Origin of the sequence: Litoreibacter meonggei, from assembly GCF_003663885.1 — a bacterium.
GTDB classification, from domain to species: Bacteria; Pseudomonadota; Alphaproteobacteria; order Rhodobacterales; family Rhodobacteraceae; genus Litoreibacter; species Litoreibacter meonggei.
The window spans coordinates 18,997-43,571 of the sequence record NZ_RCCE01000006.1 but is presented as its reverse complement, the minus strand read 5'-3'; the positions used below and the strand labels follow the sequence as shown (position 1 = coordinate 43,571).

Genomic DNA, 24,575 nt, shown 5'->3' with positions numbered 1-24,575 from the left:
GCCCCGTTCGCGGCGCTGTGCATATCTAGACAGGGATACCCAAGCACATGGCTTCAGCCGCCGAGCAAATGGCACAAAACATGAGCTGGTCCGCCTTCGGGAAGGCCACCGAGTTACGCCAACGCATTCTCTTCGCCATCGGTCTGCTGATCGTCTACCGTCTTGGCACCTATATTCCCGTTCCGGGCATCGACGGCGACGCCTTGCGCCAGTTTGTCGAGCAAGCCCAGCAAGGCATTGGCGGCGTGCTGAACATGTTCACAGGCGGCGCGATTGGCCGCATGGGCCTGTTTGCGCTTGGGATCATGCCCTATATCTCGGCCTCTATCATTGTGCAGTTGATGACCGCCATGGTCCCGCAACTGGAGCAGTTGAAGAAAGAAGGCGAGCAGGGCCGCAAGAAGATCAACCAATACACCCGCTACGGCACGGTGTTTCTGGCGACCTTGCAGGCCTACGGGCTGTCGGCCGGGCTTGAAAGCTCCGGCCTCGCGACCGATCCGGGGCTGTATTTCCGTGCGGGCGCTGTCGTGACCCTTGTGGGCGGCACCATGTTCCTGATGTGGCTGGGCGAGCAGATCACCCAACGCGGCATCGGCAACGGTATCTCCTTGATCATTTTTGTCGGCATCATCGCCGAAATCCCCGCCGCCTTGGCGCAGTTCTTTGCGCAGGGGCGTTCGGGTTCCATTTCACCTGTGGTGATCGTGGGCGTGTTGCTGGTGGTCGTAGCGACCATCATGTTCGTGGTCTTCATGGAGCGCGCCCTGCGCAAGATCCATATCCAATACCCACGCCGCCAAGTCGGCATGAAGGTGTATGACGGCGGCTCCTCGCACCTGCCGGTCAAGGTGAACCCCGCGGGCGTTATCCCTGCGATCTTCGCCTCGTCATTGCTGCTGCTGCCGACGACGTTCTCCACGTTCTCTGGCGCGCAGACCAGCGAGTTCATGGCAACCGTTCTGGCGCTTTTTGGCTCTGGCCAACCGCTGAACCTGCTGTTCTTTACCGTGATGATCGTGTTCTTCGCGTATTTCTACACCTTCAACGTGGCCTTCAAGCCGGACGAAGTTGCCGAGAACCTGAAATCGCAGAACGGCTTCATTCCGGGCATCCGCCCCGGTGAGCGCACCGCCGAATATCTGGAATATGTGGTGAACCGCATTCTTGTCGTTGGCGCTGCCTATCTGGCTGCCGTTTGTTTGCTGCCGGAAATTTTGCGCAGCCAGCTGGCGATCCCGTTCTACTTTGGCGGCACCTCGGTGCTGATCGTGGTGTCGGTAACCATGGACACCATCCAGCAGGTTCAATCACACATGCTGGCGCACCAGTATGAAGGCCTGATCGAGAAGTCCCAGCTGCGCGGCAAGAAGCGCGGTGGGAAAACCAAATCGAAGGGGCCATCGCGTCGATGAACATCATTCTGCTTGGACCGCCTGGCGCGGGGAAGGGCACGCAAGCCCGCAAATTGGTCGCGGAACGCGGCATGGTGCAACTGTCCACCGGTGACATGCTGCGCGAGGCGAAAAGCTCCGGCACTGCGATGGGCAACAAGGTTGCAGCGATCATGGATGCGGGCCAGCTGGTCACAGACGAGATCGTCATCGGGCTGATTGAAGAAAAGCTGGAAGGCGACCACGCAGGCGGGTTCATCTTTGACGGGTTCCCACGCACGTTGCCTCAGGCGGATGCATTGGGCGCGTTGCTGGAAAAGCATGGCAGCACGCTGGACGCTGTGATTGAGATGCAGGTGGATGACGATGCGCTGGTCGCACGGATCACCGCGCGCTCGACCTGCGGGATGTGTGGCGAGGTTTATAATGACCAGACCAAACCGATCCCTGCCGATGGTAAATGTTCCAACTGCGGCGGCACCGACTTCAAACGCCGCGCGGATGACAACGAAGAAAGCCTGCGCACGCGGCTGATGGAATATTACAAAAAGACATCCCCGCTGATTGGCTACTACTACGTCAAGGGTGACCTGAGTTCGATTAACGGGCTGGGTGAAATCAACGTGGTGGCGAAGGCCATTTCGGGGGTTTTGGACAGCTAGACCCGACGGCAGGGCGGGGGGCTCTTGACCATATGTTAAAAACCTCCTAAGCCGCACCATCCCTCAGGGGAATCGCACCACGGCCTAGCTAGCTGACACGGTGTTGACCATATCCAAGCCAAGCCCGCAGGTTCTGAAAAACCTTCGGGCTTACGTTGTGAAAAAAGGTTCCGGAGCTACGGAACCGCGACTGAAAAAGGAATTGCCACTTGGCACGTATTTCCGGCGTTAACCTGCCCGACGCGAAGCGCGTCCCCATCGCACTGACATACATTACCGGCATCGGCCACACCTCCGCGAAAGCGATTTGTGAAGCGATCGGTATCGACGTATCTCGCCGCATGAATGATCTCTCGGATGCCGAGATTCTGAAAATTCGTGAGTATATCGACGAGCACTATGACGTCGAAGGCGACCTGCGTCGCGAGACCACCATGAACATCAAACGCTTGATGGATCTGGGTTGCTACCGTGGCCTGCGCCACCGTCGTAACCTCCCTGTTCGCGGTCAACGGACCCACACGAACGCACGCACCCGCAAAGGCCCTGCTAAGGCCATTGCCGGCAAGAAGAAGTAAGGGGAGATCTGATCCATGGCACGTGAAAAAGTACGCACCAAGAAGAAGGTCCGCAAGAACATCGCCGCCGGCGTTGCGCATGTGAATTCTTCGTTCAACAACACCAAAATCCTGATCTCTGACGTTCAGGGCAACGCTATCGCATGGTCCTCTTCGGGGACTTGTGGCTTCAAAGGCTCGCGTAAATCGACGCCTTATGCTGCCCAGATGGCTGCCGAAGACGCAGGCCGTAAGGCGCAGGAACACGGCGTGAAAACGCTGGAAGTCGAAGTTCAAGGCCCCGGCTCCGGACGTGAGTCCGCGCTGCGTGCGCTGGCTGCTGCTGGCTTCCAGATCTCGTCCATCCGCGACGTGACGCCAATGGCACACAACGGCTGCCGCCCACCAAAGCGCCGCCGCGTCTAAGTTACGATTTCTATCGCGCGGTCCCCGTCCACGGTTTGGGCGGGGTCCGTGTTTGTCATTTCACCCTCGAGTGGCCCCGGATTTGGACATGATCTGCGGCCGAGCATGGAGGCGACACACATGATCCATAAAAATTGGCAAGAGCTGATCAAGCCCACCCAACTGGACGTAAAGCCCGGCAACGATCCTGCACGCAAAGCAACTGTGATTGCCGAGCCGCTGGAGCGTGGCTTTGGCCTGACCATGGGCAACGCCCTGCGTCGCGTCCTGATGAGCTCGCTGCAAGGTGCGGCGATCACGTCTGTTCAGATCGACAACGTGCTGCACGAGTTCTCCTCGATTGCTGGTGTGCGCGAAGACGTGACGGATGTAGTCTTGAACCTCAAAGGCGTGGCAATCCGCATGGAAGTCGAAGGGCCAAAGCGCTTGTCGGTTTCCGCGAAGGGCCCTGCAATCGTGACCGCTGGCGACATCTCTGATTCCGCTGGTATCGAGGTCCTGAACCGCGACCACGTGATCTGCCACCTCGATGACGGCGCAGAGCTGTTCATGGAGCTGACGGTGAACACAGGTAAGGGCTATGTCTCGGCAGAGAAGAACAAGCCGGAAGACGCGCCAATCGGTCTGATCCCGATCGACGCTATCTTCTCGCCCGTCAAAAAAGTTTCGTATGACGTGCAGCCGACCCGCGAAGGTCAGGTGCTGGATTATGACAAGCTGACGATGAAGATCGAGACCGACGGCTCCCTGACACCTGACGATGCAGTGGCTTACGCCGCGCGCATCATGCAGGACCAGCTGGGCATCTTCGTCAACTTCGACGAGCCAGAGTCGGCCCGTGCGCAGGACGACGAGGACGAGCTTGAGTTCAACCCGCTTCTGCTGAAGAAAGTGGACGAGCTGGAACTTTCCGTGCGCTCTGCAAACTGCCTGAAGAACGACAACATCGTCTACATTGGCGATCTGATCCAGAAAACCGAAGCCGAGATGCTCCGCACCCCGAACTTCGGTCGCAAATCCCTCAACGAGATCAAAGAAGTGCTGTCTGGCATGGGCTTGCACCTCGGGATGGACATCGTGGATTGGCCGCCAGAGAACATCGAAGATCTTGCTAAGAAATTCGAAGACGCGTTCTAAATAATACTGTAGGGCGGGGGAAATCCCGCCTTACCGCTCCGCCCGGCGTGCCCGACAGAAGTCCGACGCAAAGCCGACGCGAAGCAGACCACGAAAATGCCGGCTTTATGACCGGGAAAATACTGGGCAATTCTGCCCCAACAGAGGTACCGACACGCATCGGCGACCCGTACAAAGTATAGACTGAAGGAACGATAAAATGCGCCACTCACGAGGCTACCGCCGCCTGAACCGTACACATGAACACCGCAAAGCGCTGTTCATTAACATGTGCGGCTCGCTCATCGAGCATGAGCAAATCAAAACAACCCTGCCGAAAGCCAAAGAGCTTCGCCCGATCATTGAGAAAATGATCACGCTGGCGAAACGCGGCGACCTGCATGCGCGCCGTCAGGCCGCTTCCAAGCTGGTTCAAGACAAAGACGTCGCCAAGCTGTTTGACGTTCTGGGCCCACGCTACAAAGACCGTCAAGGCGGCTATGTGCGTGTTATGAAAGCCGGATTCCGCTATGGCGACATGGCACCAATGGCGATCATCGAGTTCGTCGACCGCGACGTCTCTGCCAAGGGTGCTGCTGACAAAGCCCGCCTTGAGGCTGAAGACGCCGAATAAGGCGATTTTTCTGATAGATTTGGAAGGCCCCGCCCGTGATCGGCGGGGCTTTTCACGTTTTGGTCATTGGCTCGACATGGCCCGCGCGTCGGCATAGTTTTCGGACAAACAAAAAGACCTATGAGGCAGCAAAATTCTTAGACGATCGTTTCTTCTTATGTCCGGCGCCAGCCTGACACTTAGTGCCTGCGGCACGCCCTATCCTGACGGCCCACCACAGGCCAGCAAGGCCGAGGTGGACGCCTTGGCGGCGAGTATCGCCGCGCTTGGGGCCCATGTTGACCCCGTTGAGGCAGCGCGTGCGGCCCGGATTGCCTATGATTATCCGCTGCAATTGGCGCAGCAGTACCGGATCACCGATACCCCGCTGGCCCATAACCGCAAGGTCAACCGTGGGCAGCGCCCGCGCGGGCTGTGCTGGCACTGGGCCGAGGACTTGCAGGCGCGGCTGGCGCAAGAGCAGTTCAAGACGCTGGACCTGCACCGCGCGATTGCCAACGGGCTGAACCCGATCCTGATTTCGCACAGCACCGTGCTGATCTCGGCCAAGGGTGACGACATGTATGACGCCATCGTGCTGGACCCGTGGCGCGACGGGGGGCGGCTGTTCTGGAGCAAGACCCGCGAGGACAAGCGCTACAACTGGTATCCGCGACTGGAGATACTGGCGGAGCGGCGCAGGCGGCGGCTCGCTTACGAGGGAAACCTGTAAGCGCATTGAATTCCCGTGGCTGCGGCGGCATATCAGAGGGACGCACCACAGAGGGACATCCGATGCGACTGATTTTGCCCGTTCTCGCCGCCCTTGCCTTTGCCCTGCCAGCGACCGCCGAGGTGAAGGTGCCTCAAAACCAGACCGAGATCAGCCTGAGCTTTGCGCCGCTGGTCAAGGAAGCCGCGCCTGCGGTGGTTAACATCTTCGCCAACCGCGTGGTGCAGCAGTCGGAAAGCCCGTTTCGCGGCAACCCCATGTTCGAGGACCTGTTTCGCGGGTTCGGACTGTCACGGCCACGGGTTCAGAACTCGCTTGGGTCGGGGGTGATCGTCTCGGAAGACGGTGTCGTGGTGTCGAATTACCATGTGGTCGGCATGGCGACGGAAATCCGCGTGGTTTTGACCGACCGGCGCGAGTTCGAGGCGGAAATATTGCTAGCGGATCAAGACAGTGATTTGGCGATTCTGAAGATCGACGCGGATACCCCGCTGCCGCATCTGGACTTCCGCGACAGCGACGAGGTCGAGGTGGGAGAGTTGGCGCTGGCCATCGGCAACCCGTTCGGGATCGGGCAGACCGTGACCTCCGGCATCGTGTCGGGGCTGGCGCGGTCGGGTACGGCGACCGGCAACGCGCGCGGGTACTACTTGCAGACGGATGCGGCGATCAATCCGGGTAATTCCGGCGGCGCTTTGATTGACGTGAGTGGGCGGCTAATCGGAATTAATACGTCAATCCTGACACGCTCCGGCGGCTCGAACGGGGTGGGGTTCGCCATCCCCGCCAATCTGGTCGCGCGCTATGTCGATCAGGCGCGTGCGGGCAATGACAGTTTCACGCAGGCTTGGGCGGGGATATTCGGACAGGCCGTGGATTACTCGCTGGCCGAAGGGTTCGGGTTAAGCGTGCCGGAGGGCGTGGTGATTTCCTCCATGCATCCGGTCAGCCCGTTTGCGGAGGCCGGTTTGGCCTTGGGCGACATCGTGTTGTCGGTCGACGGACAACCGGTGAACTCGCCACCGGAGATGCTGTTTCGCATGTCGGTGCGGTCTGTGGGCGACAGCATCACGGTAGAGTATTTGTCGGATGGCGAGGTCAGGGAGGCCGAAGTCGCCTTGATCGAAGCACCCGACACGCCACCGCGTGACGCGCGGGTGGTTCAGGATGGTACCTTGGCGGGATTGGCCGTGGCCAATATCAATCCTGCGGTGCAGTCGGAGTTGAACCTGCCGACCGCCATGTCGGAAGGCGTGGTCGTGACGGATGTGTCGGGGCCATTGGCCCGTGTCGGCCTGCGAGCGGGTGACGTTTTGCTGGAGATCAACGGCGAGGCGGTCGTGACCACGGCAGATGTGGAGGATATCTCGGACATGCGATCGCGCAACTGGCGGATCGACGGCCTGCGCGGTGGGCAGAGGTTCTCCTACAGGTTTCGCATCTGATGCCCGACCTGTTTGATACGGGCGCGAAAGAGCCGTCGAAGATGCAGCCCTTGGCGGATCGTTTGCGGCCCAAAACGCTGGGCGAGGTGATCGGGCAGGAACAGGTGTTGGGGCCGGACAGCCCGCTTGGGGTGATGCTGGCATCGGGCGCTTTGTCTTCGCTGATTTTCTGGGGGCCGCCGGGGGTGGGCAAGACCACGATTGCGCGGCTGCTCGCGGATGAAACCGATCTGCATTTCGTGCAGATCAGCGCGATTTTTACCGGCGTGCCGGACCTGAAAAAGATATTCGAGGCCGCGCGGATGCGCCGCGACAACGGGCAGGGAACGCTGCTGTTTGTCGACGAGATTCACCGTTTCAACAAGGCGCAGCAGGACGGGTTTCTGCCCTACATGGAGGACGGCACCATCCTTCTGGTGGGGGCCACGACCGAGAACCCGTCATTCGAGTTGAACGCCGCTGTGCTGTCACGGGCGCAGGTGTTGGTGCTGACGCGTCTGTCGCTGGTTGATCTGGAACGGCTGGCGCAGCGCGCGGAGAAAGACCTTGGGCGCGGGCTGCCTTTGGACCCCGACGCGCGGGCGGCGTTGCTGGAGATGGCGGATGGCGACGGACGGTCACTTCTGAACCTGATCGAGCAGGTGAGCGCGTGGAAGATCGACGGCAAGCTGGACACGGAAAGTCTGGGCAAGCGGCTGATGCGCCGCGCGGCGCAATACGACAAGTCGGGGGACAGCCATTACAACCTGATCTCGGCCTTGCATAAATCGGTGCGCGGGTCTGACCCTGATGCGGCGCTTTACTGGTTCGCGCGGATGCTGACGGGGGGCGAAGACCCGCGCTATCTGGCGCGGCGGATCACGCGCATGGCGGTGGAGGATATCGGGCTGGCCGACACCCACGCGCACCGCGTTTGTCTGGATGCTTGGGAGACGTATGAGAGGCTCGGTTCGCCCGAAGGGGAATTGGCTCTTGCGCAGGCGGTGACGTATCTGGCGTTGGCCCCGAAATCGAACGCGGGCTATGCGGCCTACAAAAACGCGATGGCGGCTGCGAAGAAAACCGGCTCGGAGCCGCCGCCGAAGCATATCCTGAACGCGCCGACCAAGCTGATGAAAGATCAGGGGTACGGCGACGGCTATGCCTATGATCACGACGCGGAAGATGGCTTTTCGGGGCAGAACTATTTCCCCGAGACGATGAAGCGTGGCGTTTACTACAATCCGGTGGAGCGCGGGTTCGAGCGGGAGTTGAAGCGGCGGTTGGACTATTTCACCAAGCTGCGGGCGAAACGCTGAACTTGACTCTGCGCCGCGCAGGGCAGAGAGAACGCGCATGTTTTATACCACTCTTCAGGTTGCCCTTGGCGGGGCCATCGGGGCCGCGTTGCGGTTCCTCGCGGGCGTTGGCATCTTCAAGCTGACTGCGCCGGGGTTTCCGCTGGGCGTACTGTCGGTGAACATCGTTGGCAGCTTTGCCATGGGCGTATTCGTGGTATTCGCGGCCAAGACGTCGAACACGCATCTCAGCCCCTTTGTGATGACGGGCATCTTGGGCGGCTTCACCACGTTTTCAGCCTTTTCCCTAGAGGCATATACCCTATTTGAGCGTGGCCAGACGGGCGCTGCCGGTCTATACGTGCTGGCTTCCGTAATCCTGTCCATCGCCGGACTGATCGCAGGCGTGATGATCGCCAGAGGACTATTCGCATGAGCAAGGTTCAGACCCTTAGAGTTGGCCCCGACGAGGCAGAGCAGCGGCTGGACCGCTGGTTCCGCAAGCAATTCCCGCATGTGCCGCAGGGCCGCATCGAGAAGATGTGCCGCAAGGGCGAAATCCGCGTCGATGGCGGACGGGTGAAATCGAACACCCGTGTGGGGCCGGGACAGGAAGTACGTATTCCGCCACTGCCTACCGAGGAAGACATGGAGGCGCAAACGCGGATGCCGCATGTGTCCAAAGCAGATGCGGAGATGATCCGCGGCTGCGTTATCTACAAGGATGACCACATCATCGCGCTGAACAAGCCTGCTGGGTTGGCGGTGCAGGGTGGCTCGAAAACCACGCGGCATGTGGACGGCATGGCGGCGGCGCTGAGCTTTGATCGCCATGATACGCCGAAGCTGGTGCACCGCTTGGACAAGGACACATCCGGCGTGCTGGTTCTGGCTCGGACGCCTGCAATGGCGACGGCGCTGACTGCGGCGTTCCGGCATCACGGTACGCGCAAGATTTACTGGGCGATGGTTGCGGGCGTGCCTTATCCGAAGATCGGGACGATCAAATACGGGCTGGTAAAGGCTCCGGGCCATGGCAAGGGCGGCGAGGGCGAGAAGATGCACTGCGTCCACCCGCGCGAAGTGGCCAACACTCCCGGTGCCAAGCGGGCGCAAACGGATTACGCGACGCTGTGTTTTCTTGGGCAGCGGGCGGCTTGGATGGCCTTGGTGCCGATCACCGGCCGCACCCACCAGTTGCGGGCGCATATGGCCGAGATGGGGCATCCGATTGTGGGCGACGGCAAATATGGCGGCTCAGGTCAGGAGAACATGGGCGACGGCTGGGGCTCTCAGCTGGGCGACGAGATCAGCAAGAAGCTGCATCTGCACGCGCGGTCTTTGGAGTTTGAGCATCCGGTGACGGGCAAGATGCTCCGCATCGAGGCGGAGTTGTCAGAGCATATGCAGCGGTCGTGGGATTTCCTTGGATGGCACGAGCGGGACGTGCCCAACGACCCGTTTGACGCGGATGAGCAATGGCAGAGCTGAAGCTGGTTGTCTTCGATGTCGACGGGACGTTGGTGGATAGTCAGGACGACATCGTCTCGGCCATGACCACGACGTTCGAGGCTATTGGCGAAGCGGTGCCGTCGCGGGCGGATATTCTGGGCATTGTCGGCTTGTCGTTGCACGCGGCGTTCGAGAAGCTTTCACCTGCCCTTTACCCCACTCATGGCGATGCGTTGGTGGAGGGGTACAAGACGTCGTTCATGACTTCGCGCAAGCTGCGTGACAGCACCGAGACAAGCCCGCTTTACCCCGGTGCTTTGGAGGCGATCGAGCGACTGCATGCACAGGACAATGTGCTGCTGGGGATCGCCACTGGCAAGTCGCGGCGAGGCTTGGACCACCTGTTGGATGCGCATGACCTGCGCCGCTTTTTCGTGACGACGCAGGTGGCGGATGACCATCCGTCGAAGCCGCACCCGTCGATGTTGGAGCGCTGCATGTATGACGCAGGGGTCGAGGCCGCGCATGCGGTGATGATTGGCGACACAAGTTACGATATGGACATGGCGGCGAATGCGTCGATGGCCTCGGTCGGAGTCAGTTGGGGCTATCACACGCCCGAAACACTTCGCCCACGCGCAAGGGCGCTAATTGACGATTACGCGGATTTGGATGCCGCCTTAACCGAAATTTGGAGTGAGGCGCGATGAGCGACTGGACCGCGAAACGCTTTTGGAAAACTGCGACTGCCGACAAAGTTGACGGGGGCTATGCCGTGCATCTGGATGGGCGTCCGGTCCGCACGCCGCTCAAGACACCAGTCGTCGTGCCGACGCAAGCGATGGCGGAGGCGATGCGCGCCGAATGGGACGCGCAGGATGAGAAGATTGATCCGTTGTCGATGCCTGTGACCCGCGCGGCGAACACGGCGCTTGATAAGGTGGCGACGCAGCATGCGGAAGTGGTCGACATGCTGGCGGCCTATGGCGACAGCGATCTGGTGTGCTACCGCGCGGAAAGTCCCGAAAGATTGGTGGCGCAGCAGGCGGCTGGATGGGATCCGTTGGTCGATTGGTCGGCCACCGAATTGGGTGCGCCGTTGAAATTGCGCATAGGTATTATGCACAAACCACAGGATCCCAAAACGCTGGCGGCTTTGCATGGGCACGTGGCAGATTTCGACGCGTTTCGCCTGACTGCATTTCACGATTTGGTGGCGATCACCGGCTCGCTTGTTCTTGGGTTGGCGATCACTCGTGGCAGGCTGGATTCGGGGCAAGCATGGGATTTGAGCCGAATCGATGAACAGTGGCAAATCGCGCAATGGGGCGTCGATGACGAGGCCGAGGCGCAGGCAGCACTGAAAAAGCGTGATTTGTTGCGCGCCGAGGCTTTCTATCGGTTATGCGCCTAAGATAGGGCCGATTTGGCCCTTATCGTAATGCTTTGCGTGGTTTTTTGAAAAAGCACGCTGTTTTCTTAGGAAAAAGCAGTGCTTAACCAAGGGTCAATCTGGCGTATTACCTTGACGTTTCAGTGTCGATTTGGCCTTATTCAGGCTCATCGAGGGGAGAAACCTCCCTTAGTATCGCTCCCGGCCTTCACTCGGCCGGAAAAACCATCCCGCAAAGGGGTGGACCATCAGGAAGAGGTTAACATGAAAAAATCCGTTTTTCTTGGCGCCCTGACCGTTGCCGGCATCATTGCTGGCGGCGCATCGGCAGCCACGCTTGACGAAGTTAAAGCACGCGGCAAACTGAACTGTGGCGTGACCACAGGCGTGCCCGGCTTCGCGGAGCCAGACGCTAGCGGCGTATGGCAAGGGTTCGACGTGGCTGTGTGCCGCGCTGTTGCGGCTGCCGTGCTGGGTGACGGCAACGCAGTGGAATTCGTTCCAACAACTGGTAAGACGCGCTTCACCGCGCTGGCTTCCGGCGAGATCGATCTTCTGGCTCGCAACACCACTTGGACTTTCTCCCGTGACGTTGATCTGAAGTTCGAATTCACTGGCGTTAACTACTATGACGGCCAAGGCTTCATGGTTCCAAAAGAGCTGGGCGTTGCATCCGCAAAAGACTTGGACGGCGCGACTGTTTGTATCCAGACCGGCACCACTACCGAGCTGAACCTGGCGGATTTCTTCCGCGCGAACAGCATCTCTTATGAGCCAGTTCCAATCGAAACCGGCGCCGAAGCTGTTCAGCAGTACATCGCTGGCGCTTGTGACGTTTACACGACTGACGCATCCGCTTTGGCTGCTCAGCGTGCGAATTTCGAAGATCCATCGGCGCACGTTCTGCTGCCAGAAATCGTATCCAAAGAGCCGCTTGGCCCGCTGGTACGTCATGGCGACAACGAATGGGCTGACATCGCACGTTGGACACTGAACGCACTGATCACAGCTGAAGAGCTGGGTGTGACTTCCGTGAACCTCGAAGAGCTGTCTGCTGGCACTGACAACCCGGAAATCAACCGTTTGTTGGGCACCGAAGGCGAACTGGGCTCCATGTTGGGTCTGGACGCTGGATGGGCGAAAGCTGCGTTGGGTGTTGCTGGTAACTACGGCGAAATCTTCGAGCAAAACATCGGCGCTGCGACCCCAATCGGTCTGGCCCGTGGCTTGAACGCTCAATGGACCGACGGCGGCCTGATCTACTCGCCACCGTTCCGGTAGGAACTTAAGGGAAGGGCGCGGTCAATCCGCGCCCTTTTCCTATCTGACCTAAAGACACTCCACAAAAGAGCTGGTAGCGCCGCACGCGCAAATGACGTGCATTGTTAAAGCACCGGCCAGAACAGGGAACGTCCCAGATGACGACATTAGCCGACCCCCACAAGGAGTCGTTCCGGCTTTCGATGCTGTTGAACGACACGCGCTACCGCTCTCTTACTTTTCAGTTCATCGCGCTCGTGGCCATTATCGCCACCATGGCCTTCATTGGCGGCAACCTTGTGCGCAATCTGGCGGAAGCCGGTTTGAACATCTCTTATGACTTCCTCGGCGCGCAGGCCGGATACGATATCAACCAGCGCCCGATTTCCTATGACAGCCAAGACACCCACGGTCGCGCCGCGATGGTCGGACTGCTGAATACGCTAATTGTTGCGTTTCTGGGGTGTATCACAGCGACCATCATCGGGGTTATAGCGGGCGTGCTGCGCTTGTCGCCGAACTGGTTGGTGCGCAAGATCATGGCGTTCTACGTCGAGATTTTCCGCAACGTGCCAGTGCTGATCTGGATCCTGATCATTTTCTCGATCATGATCAATGCCGCACCGGCTCCGAATGCCTTCCGTGGGGACGAACCAACTGCCTCCATGTGGCTTTTCGATTCCATTGCAGTCACCAACCGAGGTGTCTACTTGCCCAAACCGATTTGGGGTGCGGGGTCGTTGCTGGTGGTCGGGGTCTTTATCGCCTCGATTATCGGCATATTCCTGTTCCGTCGTTATGCGCGCAAACAGTTGTTTGACCACGGCAGGCTGATCCCGACCTTCTGGCCATCACTGGCATTATTCTTCATTCCGGTGATCCTGGCGCAGCTTGTTCTGGGCACGCCTGTCTCGCTGGAATATCCGGCCTTGAAAGGGTTCAACTTCCGAGGCGGCATCACCATATTGGGCTCCTTGATCGCCCTGTGGTTCGCACTGTCGATCTACACGGGGGCTTTCATCGCCGAGAACGTGCGCGCGGGCATCCTTGCGGTATCCAAAGGCCAAACCGAAGCTGCAGGGGCGCTAGGACTTCGTCCGGGCCGGATCATGAACCTGGTGGTTCTGCCACAAGCCCTGCGCGTCATCATTCCACCGTTGATTTCGCAATATCTCAACATCACCAAGAACTCCTCGCTCGCCATTGCGGTGGGCTACATGGATCTGACGGGCACGCTGGGTGGCATCACCTTGCTGCAAACCGGTCGCGCCATCGAGTCGGTGCTGTTGCTGATGTTGTTCTATCTCATCATCTCGTTGTCGATCTCGTTCATCATGAACATCTACAACAACACTATGAAACTGAAGGAGCGCTGATATGTCTGACACCCACGCTCAAACCGTCGCCTTCGTTCGAGAAACGCAAATTCCACCATCGGCCCCACCTGTCACCGAGGCCGGTGTGATTAAGTGGGTGCGAGAGAACCTGTTCTCTGGCGTCTTTAATACGGTCCTGACCCTGATAGCGTTCTATGTCGTGGCGCGGTTTGCGGTTTTCGTCTTCCCGTGGTTCTACAACGGCGTTTGGGAGGCTGCCAGCCGGAAGGAATGCATCGACATCTTGCGTGAAGCCGGTAAACAAACGGGTGCCTGTTTCGCGGTGCTGGTTGATCGCTGGGACCACTTGGTCTTCGGCTTCAAGTATCCACCTGATGGCTACTGGCGTATTTTGGTATCCTTCCTGCTATTGGTCGTGGCCGTAGCACCTGCGTTGTTCGCCAACTTGCCGCGCAAGATGCTGTTCTTTACGGCGCTTTATCCCTTCTTGGCTTTCTGGCTAATCTGGGGCGGCTCGCTTTGGTTGCCGGTTGCCATTTTGGGGCTGATTATCGCGACAATGCTGGTCTTTCGTTTGATTTCTTCACAGATTTCAGTGGATATTCGTAAGATCGTTTCCGCGGTTATAGGAGTGATCTGCGGGGCGGGCCTCGCGTATCTTTTGTATATCGGTGCGCAAGAGTTGGTGTTTATCGCCAACTCCGTCGGCACCGAAGGACTGATCTCGGGGATTGCCTATGGCGTGTTCTGGATCATGGCGATTTTCGCCTTCGTGTTCTGCGTTCCAATGGGCATCTTTGTCGGCTACGCCATCTACAACAGCTATGAGGATGGTGGTCTGGTGTCGATCGTGGCGTCACTCCTGTTCGGGTATCTGGCGTTTGTTTACTTGCTGGGCCCGATCTGGATGGCGCTGAATGCCGTGATCCCGATCGAGCTGCAAGCTGTCGCGTCGCGTGACATGGGGGGCTTCATGCTCAACATGTTGTTGGGTACGATCTGTGTGTCGCTCTCGATCCCGCTGGGCATCTTGCTCGCCCTTGGCCGCCAGTCACCTATGCCGCTGATTAAAGGCGTGTGCGTGGTGTTCATCGAGTTCATTCGCGGTGTGCCGCTGATTACCTTGCTGTTCGTGGCGAACGTGATGCTGGCGTACTTCCTGCCACCAAGTTCCAACTTCGATTTGATCCTGCGGGTGATCATCATGATCACCATGTTCTCGGCGGCCTATATCGCCGAGGTGATCCGAGGCGGCCTCGCTGCCCTGCCAAAGGGTCAGTATGAGGCCGCAGACAGTCTTGGGCTGGACTACGGGCAGGCAACGCGCCTGATCATCCTGCCACAGGCGCTGAAGATCTCGATCCCGGGCATCGTGAACGTCGCGGTGGGGCTGTTCAAGGACACCACGCTGGTGTCGATCATTTCGATGTTCGACCTTGTCGGAATGATCCGTGGCCCCATCCAGAACTCGACCGAGTGGACTAGCGTCTACTGGGAAGTGTACGGCTTTGGCGCGCTTCTCTTCTTCGTCGTCTGCTACTCGATCTCGCAATATTCCCAGTGGCTTGAGCGTCAGCTCAACACCAGCCACCATTAAGGAGACCTGAACTATGGCTCAAACATCTCAAATGACGGTCTCGGACGAAGTCGCGATCGAGATCACCAACATGAACAAGTGGTACGGCACCTTCCACGTGCTGCGCGACATCGACCTGACGGTGCAACGTGGCGAACGGATCGTGATTTGCGGACCTTCGGGCTCGGGAAAGTCGACGCTGATCCGCTGCATCAACGCGCTGGAAGAGCACCAGAAGGGCAAGATCGTTGTCGACGGGACCGTGCTGTCATCGGACCTCAAGAACATCGACAAGATCCGGTCGGAGGTGGGCATGTGCTTCCAGCACTTCAACCTGTTCCCGCATCTGTCCATTCTGGAGAACTGTACACTGGCCCCGATCTGGGTGCGCAAAACGCCCAAGAAAGAAGCCGAAGAAATCGCGATGCACTATCTTGAGAAGGTGAAAATCCCCGAGCAGGCGGACAAGTATCCCGGTCAGCTTTCGGGTGGTCAACAGCAGCGCGTGGCGATTGCCCGCTCGCTGTGCATGCAGCCGCGCATCATGCTGTTCGACGAGCCGACATCGGCGCTTGACCCCGAGATGATCAAAGAGGTGCTCGACACTATGATCGAGCTGGCGGAAGAGGGCATGACCATGCTTTGCGTGACGCACGAGATGGGCTTTGCCCGTCAGGTTGCCAACCGCGTGATCTTCATGGATGCAGGCCAGATCGTGGAGCAGAACGAGCCGGAAGAGTTCTTCAACAACCCGAAAAGCGAACGGACCCAGTTGTTCCTGAGCCAGATCCTCGGCCACTAATTTTCACACAAGACATGAAAAAGGCCCCGACAATGTTCGGGGCCTTTTTCGTTCTAACCGGCTAGTTCAGGCGGTGTTGAGTTCTTTCAACTCCCGCGGAACAATGAACTGGACAACACGCGCCATGCCGTATTTTAGGTCTGCCCAATCGTCCACAGGAACCTCCATGATCAGAGTGGCGGTAGTCGGATAGATGCCGAAGCGCTCATGCGTTGGGCGGACATCGACGATCAGCGCTGCGAGCGCTGCGATACCGGGGTTGTGGCCAACGATCATCAAGTCGCCCTGGGGCGCACGCTGGATGCGCGCCAACACGGTGTCTGGGGAGGCGTGGTAAAGGCCCTCGTCCAGCGTCAGGCCCGGAGTTCCACCCATTGCATCAATCATCAGTTCGGCGGTCTCACGGGCACGGGATGCGTCAGAGGAAATAACCTGTGACGGAACGTGGCGGCGGCTTTCGATCCATTTGCCCATCCGCTGCGCTGCTGACTGGCCCCTTTCGTTCAAGGGGCGGTCATGATCGTCCAGCGAAAGGTCGTCCCAGCTGGATTTGGCGTGGCGGGTGAGGATGAGTTTCAAGCAGTGGCCCCCTTATGGAATATCGACATGTGATACGCCGACTGTTCCTCCACCCTGCCATAGCTTTGTGACAGCGGGCAAGCGCGGCGCACGTTGCAGCCTTTTGTTAAATGCGCTTGGCCATCATCAGTGTCTAGGAATGCGTGACATTTTGGAACGTCGTATCCCGCGTGCGTAAGCGCTTGGGAGGGGCAAGCCGTCAGGCAGGGCTTGTTAACGCAGCTGTCGCATGGCTTCGGCGGTTGGGTGGGTAACTCCAACCGGTCCGGCAGTGCCAAAGCGCCGCGATAAGACACCATTAACCCGGCCTGAGCATGGATGAGCAGCGAGACAGGGCTTTGCCAGGCTTGACCGGAAGCCAGCGCCCACCGGAAAAACGGCTGGTAAGGCGGGCCACCAAAGGGAAAGAGCGGGATCGCACCTACTTGTTGGGCCAGTGCAGCGATGACACGCGTCGACCAGCGATCCATCGGATCGGCGGCGTTGTCCTGCCATTCGGGGCTTGTCGTGAAGACGTCCCAGAAGCTTGGCTCTTTCGGACCAAGCAGAACAAGCGTGCCGCAATTCTCAGGGGCAAGGTCCTCCGGTTCGGGGTGGAACGCCCCAAGAATGTCGAGATTTACAGCCGCACACCGAGCCTGAAGGCTATCCAGCGTCACTTGTTTCGGAACGGCAGAGCAAGCGACCATGACAGCTTTGAGGGGCGGTCATCTTGCCAGCGCAGGCCAATTTTCATCTCGTCGTGGCCCTCGGACGGTTGTGCAATGTAGGTGCGGAAGATGCGGTCCCAGATCGACAGGGAGAAGCCGTAATTGCTGTCATGTTCCGAGCGGTGAACAGAGTGATGAACGCGATGCATATCAGGCGTCACCAGCACCGTGCGCATGATTGCGTCAAGCCAGAGCGGCAGCTTGATATTGGCGTGGTTGAACATGGCGGTGCCGTTCAGGATGATTTCGAACAGGATCACGGCAAGACCCGCAGGGCCGATGAGGTAGACGAGGCCAATTTTCAACAACATCGACAATGCGATTTCAACAGGATGGAAGCGGATGGCCGTGGTCACATCGATATCGACATCGGCGTGATGAACCTGATGCAGTCGCCACAGTAGCGGCACCTTGTGGGTGATGAGATGCTGGGCCCAGATTGCGAAGTCGAGGATCAGAATGGCGAGCGTTATTTCCACCCAAGTGGGCCACTCGACGGCATTGAAAACGCCCCAGCCGTTGTTCGCGGCGTCATAAGCGGCCCCAACCGCGAGCAGCGGCAGGAAGATCGCCAATGCTCGTAGGGTGACTGTGTCTAGAATGATGATTGCCCAATTGGTCGTCCAGCGCGCCTTGCGGGTCTGGGTGCGGTCGCGGCGGGGTGCCCATGCCTCTAGTCCTGCGAATAGGGCGAATAGGCCGGCAAAAACCGCAAGTCGGATGAATGCTTCGTGTTCCATACCGCCTAACCTACGACGCTGGCCCAGACTGGCAAGGGGAGCGGTGCGACAGGGCGGGCACAACTGCGTGAAGTTCTTCTAAACTTCGGGCGCTTCAACATAGCTGAGCGCGACTTCAGCCCAATATTGGATGCCAGTGGGGCGTACGTAGCGCACGGGGTCGCCCAGTATGGTGGCGATAAAGCCTTTCTTCGCCACACCCTTCTTTGCGATTTCGCCGTAATAGCTTTGTGTCACTTCCGGCAGTCCGTCACGTACGTTCACATCAATCTCGAACGTCACTTCTAGTCCGCTCATGGCCTCGGGTGCCGCCAAACTTCCACCGGGCTGGGTTACAGATCGATCAGTCCAGCGCCCTATGATTGGGTCGAAAGTGCCAAGCCAAACGGTTCCAGTGCCTTCCACGATCTTGTCGTTACTCAGTGTCGCCTTCGAGACATTCCCGGCGTCTTCTGGCAATGCAACCACGGCGGCGGTCGTGACGTCCAATCTGCGCCCATCTCGTAATGTGCCTACGACTTGTGCTAACTCGCCCTGTAATTTTTGGAGTTTTCCGTCCAATGCCGCCACCTGATCTGCGCTGCTGTTAAGTACGGTTTTCTCCTTCTTGCCAAATTCGACCTCGGTGCCGAGCCCTTTGAATTTTAGTGGCAGAACATGAAGGCTGTCCGCGAGCCAAATGACCAGCACAGCAGCTGCGCCGATGAGACCATATTCGATGGGGCGACGAATAAGAGCTAGTAGGTGAGCCAGAATAGGTTTCTTTGTCTCTTGGGGCGAATCCTGTGGGGCCGTATCACTCATAATAATTACATCCAAAATCAACCTAAGCTGACGTTAGGGTAACATGGCCGCATTACTTGGATAAGTAAGGGTTAACTGTCCTGGCGGATCATAGAGCCCGCTCCGTGTGGTGTGAACAATTCCAGCAAACAGGCATTCGGCGCACGCCCGTCGAGAATGACGGCGGCGCGAACCCCGCCGTCAAGTGCCGCAAGCGCAGTTTCGGTTTTTGGGATCATGCCGCCCGCAATGATGCCGTCAGCAGTCAGCTTGCGAATGTAGGACGCAGTCAGTTCGGTCACCACCTCACCGGACGCGTCTTTTACCCCCGCAACATCAGTCAGCAGCAACAGGCGGTCAGCCTTCAACGCGGCGGCGATGGCTCCGGCGGCGGTGTCGCCGTTGATGTTGAAGGTCTCGCCATTGTCGCCAAAACCCAAGGGCGCGATGACGGGGATGATCTCGGCCTCGAACATCTGGCGCAGCACGTCTGGTTTGACCTCGATCGGTTCACCGACGAAGCCCAGTTCAGGATGTGATGCCTCGCAGCGGATCATGGCTGCGTCTTTGCCCGACAGGCCGACACCACGCCCGCCCTGACGATTGATCGCCTGTACGATGCGCTTGTTGACTGAGCCTGACAGAACCATTTCCACGACTTCTACCGTGGCCGCGTCGGTGACGCGTTTGCCACCGACGAATTCGGATTGAACACCAAGGCGCGCCAGCATGTCGTTGATCATTGGGCCGCCGCCATGGACGATAACGGGGTTTATGCCCACCTGTTGCATCAGCACTACGTCGCGGGCGAACAAATCCATCGCCTCGTCGCTGCCCATCGCATGACCGCCAAGCTTGATCACAATAATCGCGTCATCATAGCGCTGCAGGTAAGGCAACGCAGCGGACAAGGTTTGCGCGGTTTGGATCCAGTTGCTGTTCATTGCAGTCTGCTTTTTCATGGTGAGCCGGTCAGTTGCGGGTGTCGAAAGTTGTATCGTGAGGTGCGTCAGCTGCCAAGCCGTGCCGATTAAACCAAAGTGCCGATGATATGGCGCAGGGTCGGGATGCCAATGCCTTTCTCGGACGAGGTCAAAACGATCTCGGGGAAGGCGGCAGGGTGCTTTTGCAGCGCAGTGCTGACCTGCGCGACGACCTTGTCGATCTCGCCCTTCTTCAGCTTGTCGGTCTTGGTCAGCACGACCTGAAATGTCACCGCGGATTTGTTCAAGAGGGACAGGATTTCCTCGTCCACCGGTTTCACCCCATGGCGCGAGTCGATCAGAACGAACGCGCGACGCAGGGTTTGGCGACCCGATAGATATGCCTTCAACAGGCGCTGCCATTTTTGCACGATGGCGACGGGGGCTTCGGCGAAGCCATAGCCGGGAAGGTCAACAAGGTAGTGGCTTTCGGCAAGCGTGAAAAAGTTGATTTCCTGCGTGCGGCCGGGTGTATTTGACGTCCGAGCCAAAGATTTGCGGCCTGTTATGGCGTTGATCAGGCTGGATTTACCGACGTTGGAACGGCCAGCGAAGCAAACCTCCAAGCGGTCGGCAGGAGGCATTCCGTCCATTGCCACGACGCCTTTTAGGAAGTCTGTTTCACCCGCGAAAAGGACGCGGCCTTTTTCCGCTTCTTCGGGTGTCGGCTCTTCTGCGATCTGGAAGGTGAAGCTGGTCATATGATCTGTGCCTTGTCGCCGCAGCGGATGGTGCCGGAGTTCTTCACGACGCCGTAGACACCGAAATCCTGATGGCCCCAAGTCTTGAGCGCTCCGAGCGTGTCGGCGTCGCGGTCGCCTGTTTCGGGGTTGGCCGTAGTTGCTAGGCAACGTGTGATGCGTTCTTCAATGGTAACTTCGATCTCGCCGAGGTGCAGTGTCTTCCCGATCCAATCAAATTCTTCCCAAGCCTGCAGCCCGTCGAGCCAAAGGTTTGCGCGCCAGCGTTGCATTGACAGGGCCTTACCCAGTTTACCTTCTACCGCGCGATGGGTCGCGATGTTGGCTATCGAGATCGATGGGAACGGAGTGTCCGTCATGCCCCGACCGGCAACGCGGATAATGGCTGCCGATTGCGCACGATCTTCTGGCATCAACGGCCGAACCCATTCGACGAGAGTGGCCGCGTCCCGCTCGGGGTGGAGCGCGATAGTTTCGCGCGCAGGGTGCGACAGGGTCACGGTTTCCGTGGTCTCATCCAGATCACAATTGATCGCCATCAGCTGAGGTGCCTTCGCCCCGCGCGAGAAGTTCGAGCAATGCGCCCATTCGGAGCCATCTATGCGCGCGCCTTCATGGGTGACGGCCCATGTGCGGTCCCAAGGCATGGTTTGGCCCGCCTGAAGGGTGACTTCCGAAAGCTGTTCCCGCCCATGCGACTTGATAGGGTGCCGCCAGATATGCGCGAGAGCTGCCGTCACTTTTTCTCACCTGCGGGCTTCTTCTCCCGCTTGAAGCCAGAGATGATATTGCCGAACACGTCTGGTTTGTACCCTTGAAGCCGCATGATGGAGTACTGCTGGGTGAAGGTGATAATATTGTTTGCAATCCAGTAGATGACCAAGCCTGACGCGAAGCTGCCCAGCATGAACATGAACACCCACGGCATCCAAGCGAAGATCATCGCCTGCGTGGCGTCAGTGGGAGCTGGGTTCAGCTTTTGTTGCAACCACATAGAGATGCCGAGGATGATTGGCAGTACACCGAGCGAAAGGATGTAGAAGATTGAGCCGGGCTCTGGCGTTGCATAAGGCAGGGCACCGAACAGGTTCAGGATCGAGGAGGGATCGGGTGCAGAGAGGTCGCGGATCCAGCCGATCCATGGCGCGTGACGCAATTCGATCGTGTTGAAGATCACCTTGTAGAGGGAGAAGAAAATCGGGATCTGAAGCAAAATCGGTAGGCAGCCCGCGGCAGGGTTTACCTTTTCCTTTTTGTACAGTTCCATCATTTCTTGCTGGAGTTTCTGGCGGTCGTCGCCAGCCTTTTCCTTGATCTTCTCCATCTGTGGCTGGAGTTCCTTCATTTTCGCCATGGAAACGTAGGACTTGTAGGCCAGTGGGAAAAGCAGGGCTTTGATCAGCAAAGTCAGCGCTATGATTGACCAACCCATATTGCCGATAATGGCGTTGAGCCAGTGCAGCACCGCAAAAATCGGCTTGGTGAGGAAGAAAAACCAACCCCAGTCAATGCTGTCGATGAAGTTGTAGACGCCGTTGGCCTCATAGGCTTTGATTTCTTCCCATTCCTTCGCGCCGGCGAAAAGGCGTGTGGTGACTTCGGCGGTTGCACCAGCGGCGATGTCGACGGGCTGAAGGCGCGCTTCAGTTTGATAGATGTCCGCGCCCGGCACATATTTGACCACGGAGGTGAATGGGGTCGTGCTGTCGGGGATGAGGGTCGTCATCCAGTATTTGTCAGCGAAGCCAACCCAACCGTTTTCGCCCACATCCGTCACTTCCGCATTTGCGGCCTCACGAGGTATGGTTGGGAAGTCCGGCATGTCGTCGTAGTCGATTTCGGCCAGTACGCCATCGGCCATCACTACAACACCCTCGTGAGCGATGAAAAATCCCTCGATTTCCGGCTCTCCATGGCGGGCCACGATGCCGTAAGGCTGGATGCGTTGTGCAGTGCCTGTTGCGTTTTCGACCTTCTGGGTAACCGTAAACATGAAATTTTCGTCGACGGTGAAGGTGCGGTTGAAGATCAGACCTGCGCCGTTGTCCCAAGTCAGGGTGACGGGGGCGTTGGGCGCGAGAGTTTCGCCCTCGGCCAAGGTCCACTTTGTGTTGGCACCTGGCACTTGCTCATAAGTGAGATTGCCGGAAGGGGCCCAACCGTAAAGCGCGTAATAGGCGTTTTCGGTGCCAACGGGTGATAGCAAGGTCACGTTGTCGGACTCTGCATCAAGCGTTTCGCGATAAGTGGACAGGGACAGATCGTCGAGGCGGCCACCGGTCAGCGAGATGGAGCCGTTCAGGCTAGGTGTTTCGATTTTCAGACGTGTATTTTCCGCCAATGCAGTGGCGCGGGTTTGAGCAATCGAAACGGGCGCAGGCGCAGGAGTTGCGCCCGTTGTGGCGGGCGGAAGAACGGCCGTCCCATCAGATTGCGTCACCGCGGTGGGGGTGGCATTCGGATCTCGCACGGCCTCTTCTGGCGGAAAGAAGAAGAACCAACCAAGGATCACCAAAAAGCTGAGCGCAGTTGCAAGAATGAGGTTCTTGTTTTGATCGTCCATTACGGGGCCGCCACCTGTCATTTTAAGTCAGGCTGGTTCAATAGGCTGGGGACCGAAAGGTCAAGCGGTATTGGCCCAAATGCCATGTTTTTGGGCCCGGAGTCGCGGCTCAGAATTCAATCCGCTTAGGCTTTGCGACGCGGGAAGTAACTTGTCTTCGATCGATGGGTTCTATGTTCCTCCAGCCAAATCAGCGTTTGATCAAAGGGCATCGGGCGGGCAATTGCGTAGCCTTGCATGTGGGTGCAGCCGAGTTGCGATAGAATGCTTTTCTCACCGATAGTCTCTACACCCTCAGCCACTGTGTCGATTCCCATCTGATCGGCCATACTGATGATGGCGTTGATCATGCGTTGCTGCTCTGGGTCTTCGTCTGCGCGTGTGATGAACGAACGGTCTATCTTGATGCGGTCTACGTCGAAGCGTCGGATGTTGGCGAGCGAGGCATGGCCTGTGCCAAAGTCATCCAAGTCAATGCGGTAGCCCTGATCCCCCAAAGCCCTGATATTTCGGGTTATAATGTCGTCATCATTTTCGGACACTACTGTTTCCAAAATTTCGACGGTCAGGCGGGTGGGGGCCATCTCGAAGCGGTCAACGTCCCACTTGATCCGCTCGATCAGGCTGGGATTGCGCAGGTCCTGTGTTGCGAAATTTACCGCGACGGAGGGAACTTTATGCCCCGCGACGTCCCATGCCCGCATCGCGCGCAAGGCGTGTTGAAGCATGGTTTCGCTTAACAACTCCATAGCCTGCGCGGCTTCCAAGGCGGGCAAAAACTCCGTTGGGGCGATCACGCCACGCGTCGGATGATTCCAGCGCGCTAAGGCTTCAAAGCCAGTGACGAGACCCGTATCGGTAGACACTTGCGGTTGAAACCACGCTACAATTTGCCCATCTTGCAAGGCTTGCAAAACTTCATGTGTATAGGATTCCGGTTGGCTCAGATCGGGCGTTGTGCTTGCAGAGTAGCCTCGCGCGCTTTCAGCACCTTGAGATATGGCGTCCAGCAGGGCCAGGTGAGCCGATTGTCTTAATGATTGCGCCGAGCGGGAGGGCGCTCGATTTTCGAGGCAAAATCCTGCGCTTAGCGTGACATAGGCATTTGCGTTGTCCACTGGGATCGCGGCACGTGCGGTTTTTTGTAGCCTCTCAATCAGCGAGATGACAGCCCCGAGTTCAGGAACGCGAATGCTGGGCAGAGATATGACAAAGCGGGTAGCGTCCTGCTGCACTATGACGTCACCGCTGCGAAGCATGGAGCACAGCCTGTCGGTCAGCGTTGACATTATAACCTCGACGCCTGCCGCGCCCCATCTGTCCTGCAAGGTGTCTGGTTCATCTAATTCCAACATCATAGCGGCGCAGCGTTGATTGCTGTCAGATTGAGCAAGAGCCGCTTCCAATGCGGCGTCGATGTGTACTTTCCCGCCGCTTCGCAGTTGCATTCGGTAGGGTCTTGGTTCTGCGGGA

Annotated in this window: 26 protein-coding genes; 17 read left to right on the top strand and 9 right to left on the bottom strand. The window is 58.3% G+C overall.

What is annotated here, in order from left to right; translation table 11 throughout:
- Positions 1 to 47: 47 nt before the first annotated feature.
- From secY to BCF46_RS16165, 17 genes are all read left to right on the top strand, one after another.
- Positions 48 to 1,415, top strand: a complete 1,368-nt coding sequence (gene secY, locus BCF46_RS16245; protein WP_121026784.1) for a preprotein translocase subunit SecY — start codon at positions 48 to 50, stop codon at positions 1,413 to 1,415.
- On the top strand, positions 1,412 to 2,056 hold the full coding sequence (locus BCF46_RS16240) for an adenylate kinase (RefSeq protein ID WP_121026781.1): 645 nt from the start codon (positions 1,412 to 1,414) through the stop codon (positions 2,054 to 2,056). Before secY ends, BCF46_RS16240 begins: the two co-directional genes overlap by 4 nt.
- A 209-nt stretch (positions 2,057 to 2,265) precedes the next feature.
- Positions 2,266 to 2,634, top strand: coding sequence for a 30S ribosomal protein S13 (gene rpsM / locus BCF46_RS16235; RefSeq protein ID WP_121026779.1), 369 nt, complete (start codon positions 2,266 to 2,268; stop codon positions 2,632 to 2,634).
- Positions 2,635 to 2,649: 15 nt separating this feature from the next.
- Positions 2,650 to 3,039 carry a 30S ribosomal protein S11 gene (rpsK, locus tag BCF46_RS16230; protein WP_121026776.1) on the top strand — a complete coding sequence of 130 codons (390 nt, stop codon included), beginning with the start codon at positions 2,650 to 2,652 and terminating at the stop codon, positions 3,037 to 3,039.
- A gap of 120 nt (positions 3,040 to 3,159) precedes the next feature.
- On the top strand, positions 3,160 to 4,176 hold the full coding sequence (locus tag BCF46_RS16225) for a DNA-directed RNA polymerase subunit alpha (RefSeq protein WP_121026773.1): 1,017 nt from the start codon (positions 3,160 to 3,162) through the stop codon (positions 4,174 to 4,176).
- Positions 4,177 to 4,375: 199 nt separating this feature from the next.
- Complete coding sequence (rplQ, locus tag BCF46_RS16220; protein ID WP_121026770.1) at positions 4,376 to 4,789, top strand: 50S ribosomal protein L17; 414 nt, start codon at positions 4,376 to 4,378, stop codon at positions 4,787 to 4,789.
- Positions 4,790 to 4,946: 157 nt separating this feature from the next.
- Positions 4,947 to 5,501 carry a hypothetical protein gene (locus tag BCF46_RS16215; RefSeq protein WP_245990209.1) on the top strand — a complete coding sequence of 185 codons (555 nt, stop codon included), beginning with the start codon at positions 4,947 to 4,949 and terminating at the stop codon, positions 5,499 to 5,501.
- 62 nt (positions 5,502 to 5,563) lie between these two features.
- Entirely contained in the window at positions 5,564 to 6,946 is a 1,383-nt protein-coding gene (locus BCF46_RS16210; RefSeq protein WP_121026764.1) for a trypsin-like peptidase domain-containing protein, read from the top strand.
- Complete coding sequence (locus BCF46_RS16205; RefSeq protein WP_121026761.1) at positions 6,946 to 8,244, top strand: replication-associated recombination protein A; 1,299 nt, start codon at positions 6,946 to 6,948, stop codon at positions 8,242 to 8,244. Before BCF46_RS16210 ends, BCF46_RS16205 begins: the two co-directional genes overlap by 1 nt.
- Before the next feature lie 37 nt (positions 8,245 to 8,281).
- Positions 8,282 to 8,659, top strand: a complete 378-nt coding sequence (gene crcB / locus BCF46_RS16200) for a fluoride efflux transporter CrcB (RefSeq protein WP_121026758.1) — start codon at positions 8,282 to 8,284, stop codon at positions 8,657 to 8,659.
- Positions 8,656 to 9,714, top strand: coding sequence for an RluA family pseudouridine synthase (locus tag BCF46_RS16195; RefSeq protein WP_121026755.1), 1,059 nt, complete (start codon positions 8,656 to 8,658; stop codon positions 9,712 to 9,714). The genes crcB and BCF46_RS16195 overlap by 4 nt, the downstream gene beginning before the upstream one ends.
- Entirely contained in the window at positions 9,702 to 10,385 is a 684-nt protein-coding gene (locus BCF46_RS16190; RefSeq protein ID WP_121026752.1) for an HAD-IA family hydrolase, read from the top strand. Before BCF46_RS16195 ends, BCF46_RS16190 begins: the two co-directional genes overlap by 13 nt.
- Positions 10,382 to 11,089, top strand: coding sequence for an ATP12 family chaperone protein (locus BCF46_RS16185; RefSeq protein WP_121026749.1), 708 nt, complete (start codon positions 10,382 to 10,384; stop codon positions 11,087 to 11,089). Before BCF46_RS16190 ends, BCF46_RS16185 begins: the two co-directional genes overlap by 4 nt.
- 243 nt (positions 11,090 to 11,332) lie before the next feature.
- The gene (locus BCF46_RS16180; protein ID WP_121026746.1) at positions 11,333 to 12,349 is read left to right on the top strand and encodes an amino acid ABC transporter substrate-binding protein; all 1,017 of its coding nucleotides are present in this window, start codon (positions 11,333 to 11,335) and stop codon (positions 12,347 to 12,349) included.
- 137 nt (positions 12,350 to 12,486) lie between these two features.
- The gene (locus BCF46_RS16175; RefSeq protein ID WP_121026743.1) at positions 12,487 to 13,704 is read left to right on the top strand and encodes an amino acid ABC transporter permease; all 1,218 of its coding nucleotides are present in this window, start codon (positions 12,487 to 12,489) and stop codon (positions 13,702 to 13,704) included.
- 1 nt (position 13,705) lies between these two features.
- Positions 13,706 to 15,262, top strand: a complete 1,557-nt coding sequence (locus BCF46_RS19995; protein ID WP_245990207.1) for an amino acid ABC transporter permease — start codon at positions 13,706 to 13,708, stop codon at positions 15,260 to 15,262.
- Positions 15,263 to 15,275: 13 nt separating this feature from the next.
- Complete coding sequence (locus BCF46_RS16165; protein WP_121026740.1) at positions 15,276 to 16,043, top strand: amino acid ABC transporter ATP-binding protein; 768 nt, start codon at positions 15,276 to 15,278, stop codon at positions 16,041 to 16,043.
- A 66-nt stretch (positions 16,044 to 16,109) separates the two neighbouring features.
- Here the strand turns inward: BCF46_RS16165 and BCF46_RS16160 are convergent, their stop codons facing one another.
- The 9 genes from BCF46_RS16160 to BCF46_RS16120 all read right to left on the bottom strand — a co-directional run bounded on the left by BCF46_RS16160 (position 16,110) and on the right by BCF46_RS16120 (position 24,550).
- Entirely contained in the window at positions 16,110 to 16,622 is a 513-nt protein-coding gene (locus BCF46_RS16160; protein WP_121026737.1) for a SixA phosphatase family protein, read from the bottom strand.
- Positions 16,619 to 17,281, bottom strand: coding sequence for a ferredoxin (locus BCF46_RS16155; RefSeq protein ID WP_170157973.1), 663 nt, complete (start codon positions 17,279 to 17,281; stop codon positions 16,619 to 16,621). The genes BCF46_RS16160 and BCF46_RS16155 overlap by 4 nt, the downstream gene beginning before the upstream one ends.
- Positions 17,278 to 18,072: a sterol desaturase family protein gene (locus BCF46_RS16150; RefSeq protein ID WP_121026731.1), complete on the bottom strand. Its 795-nt coding sequence runs from the start codon at positions 18,070 to 18,072 to the stop codon at positions 17,278 to 17,280. Before BCF46_RS16150 ends, BCF46_RS16155 begins: the two co-directional genes overlap by 4 nt.
- 78 nt (positions 18,073 to 18,150) lie before the next feature.
- Positions 18,151 to 18,876, bottom strand: coding sequence for a hypothetical protein (locus tag BCF46_RS16145; protein WP_121026728.1), 726 nt, complete (start codon positions 18,874 to 18,876; stop codon positions 18,151 to 18,153).
- A 71-nt stretch (positions 18,877 to 18,947) separates the two neighbouring features.
- Positions 18,948 to 19,799 (bottom strand): acetylglutamate kinase, encoded by an 852-nt coding sequence (argB, locus tag BCF46_RS16140; protein WP_121026725.1) that lies wholly within the window; start codon positions 19,797 to 19,799, stop codon positions 18,948 to 18,950.
- Between the two features lie 86 nt (positions 19,800 to 19,885).
- On the bottom strand, positions 19,886 to 20,539 hold the full coding sequence (yihA, locus tag BCF46_RS16135; RefSeq protein ID WP_121026722.1) for a ribosome biogenesis GTP-binding protein YihA/YsxC: 654 nt from the start codon (positions 20,537 to 20,539) through the stop codon (positions 19,886 to 19,888).
- A complete protein-coding gene (locus tag BCF46_RS16130) occupies positions 20,536 to 21,279 on the bottom strand; it encodes an MOSC domain-containing protein (RefSeq protein WP_121026719.1) in 744 nt (247 codons plus the stop codon). The genes yihA and BCF46_RS16130 overlap by 4 nt, the downstream gene beginning before the upstream one ends.
- A complete protein-coding gene (gene yidC, locus BCF46_RS16125; RefSeq protein WP_121026716.1) occupies positions 21,276 to 23,102 on the bottom strand; it encodes a membrane protein insertase YidC in 1,827 nt (608 codons plus the stop codon). Before yidC ends, BCF46_RS16130 begins: the two co-directional genes overlap by 4 nt.
- Before the next feature lie 125 nt (positions 23,103 to 23,227).
- Positions 23,228 to 24,550, bottom strand: coding sequence for a putative bifunctional diguanylate cyclase/phosphodiesterase (locus tag BCF46_RS16120; protein WP_170157963.1), 1,323 nt, complete (start codon positions 24,548 to 24,550; stop codon positions 23,228 to 23,230).
- Positions 24,551 to 24,575: the final 25 nt, after the last annotated feature.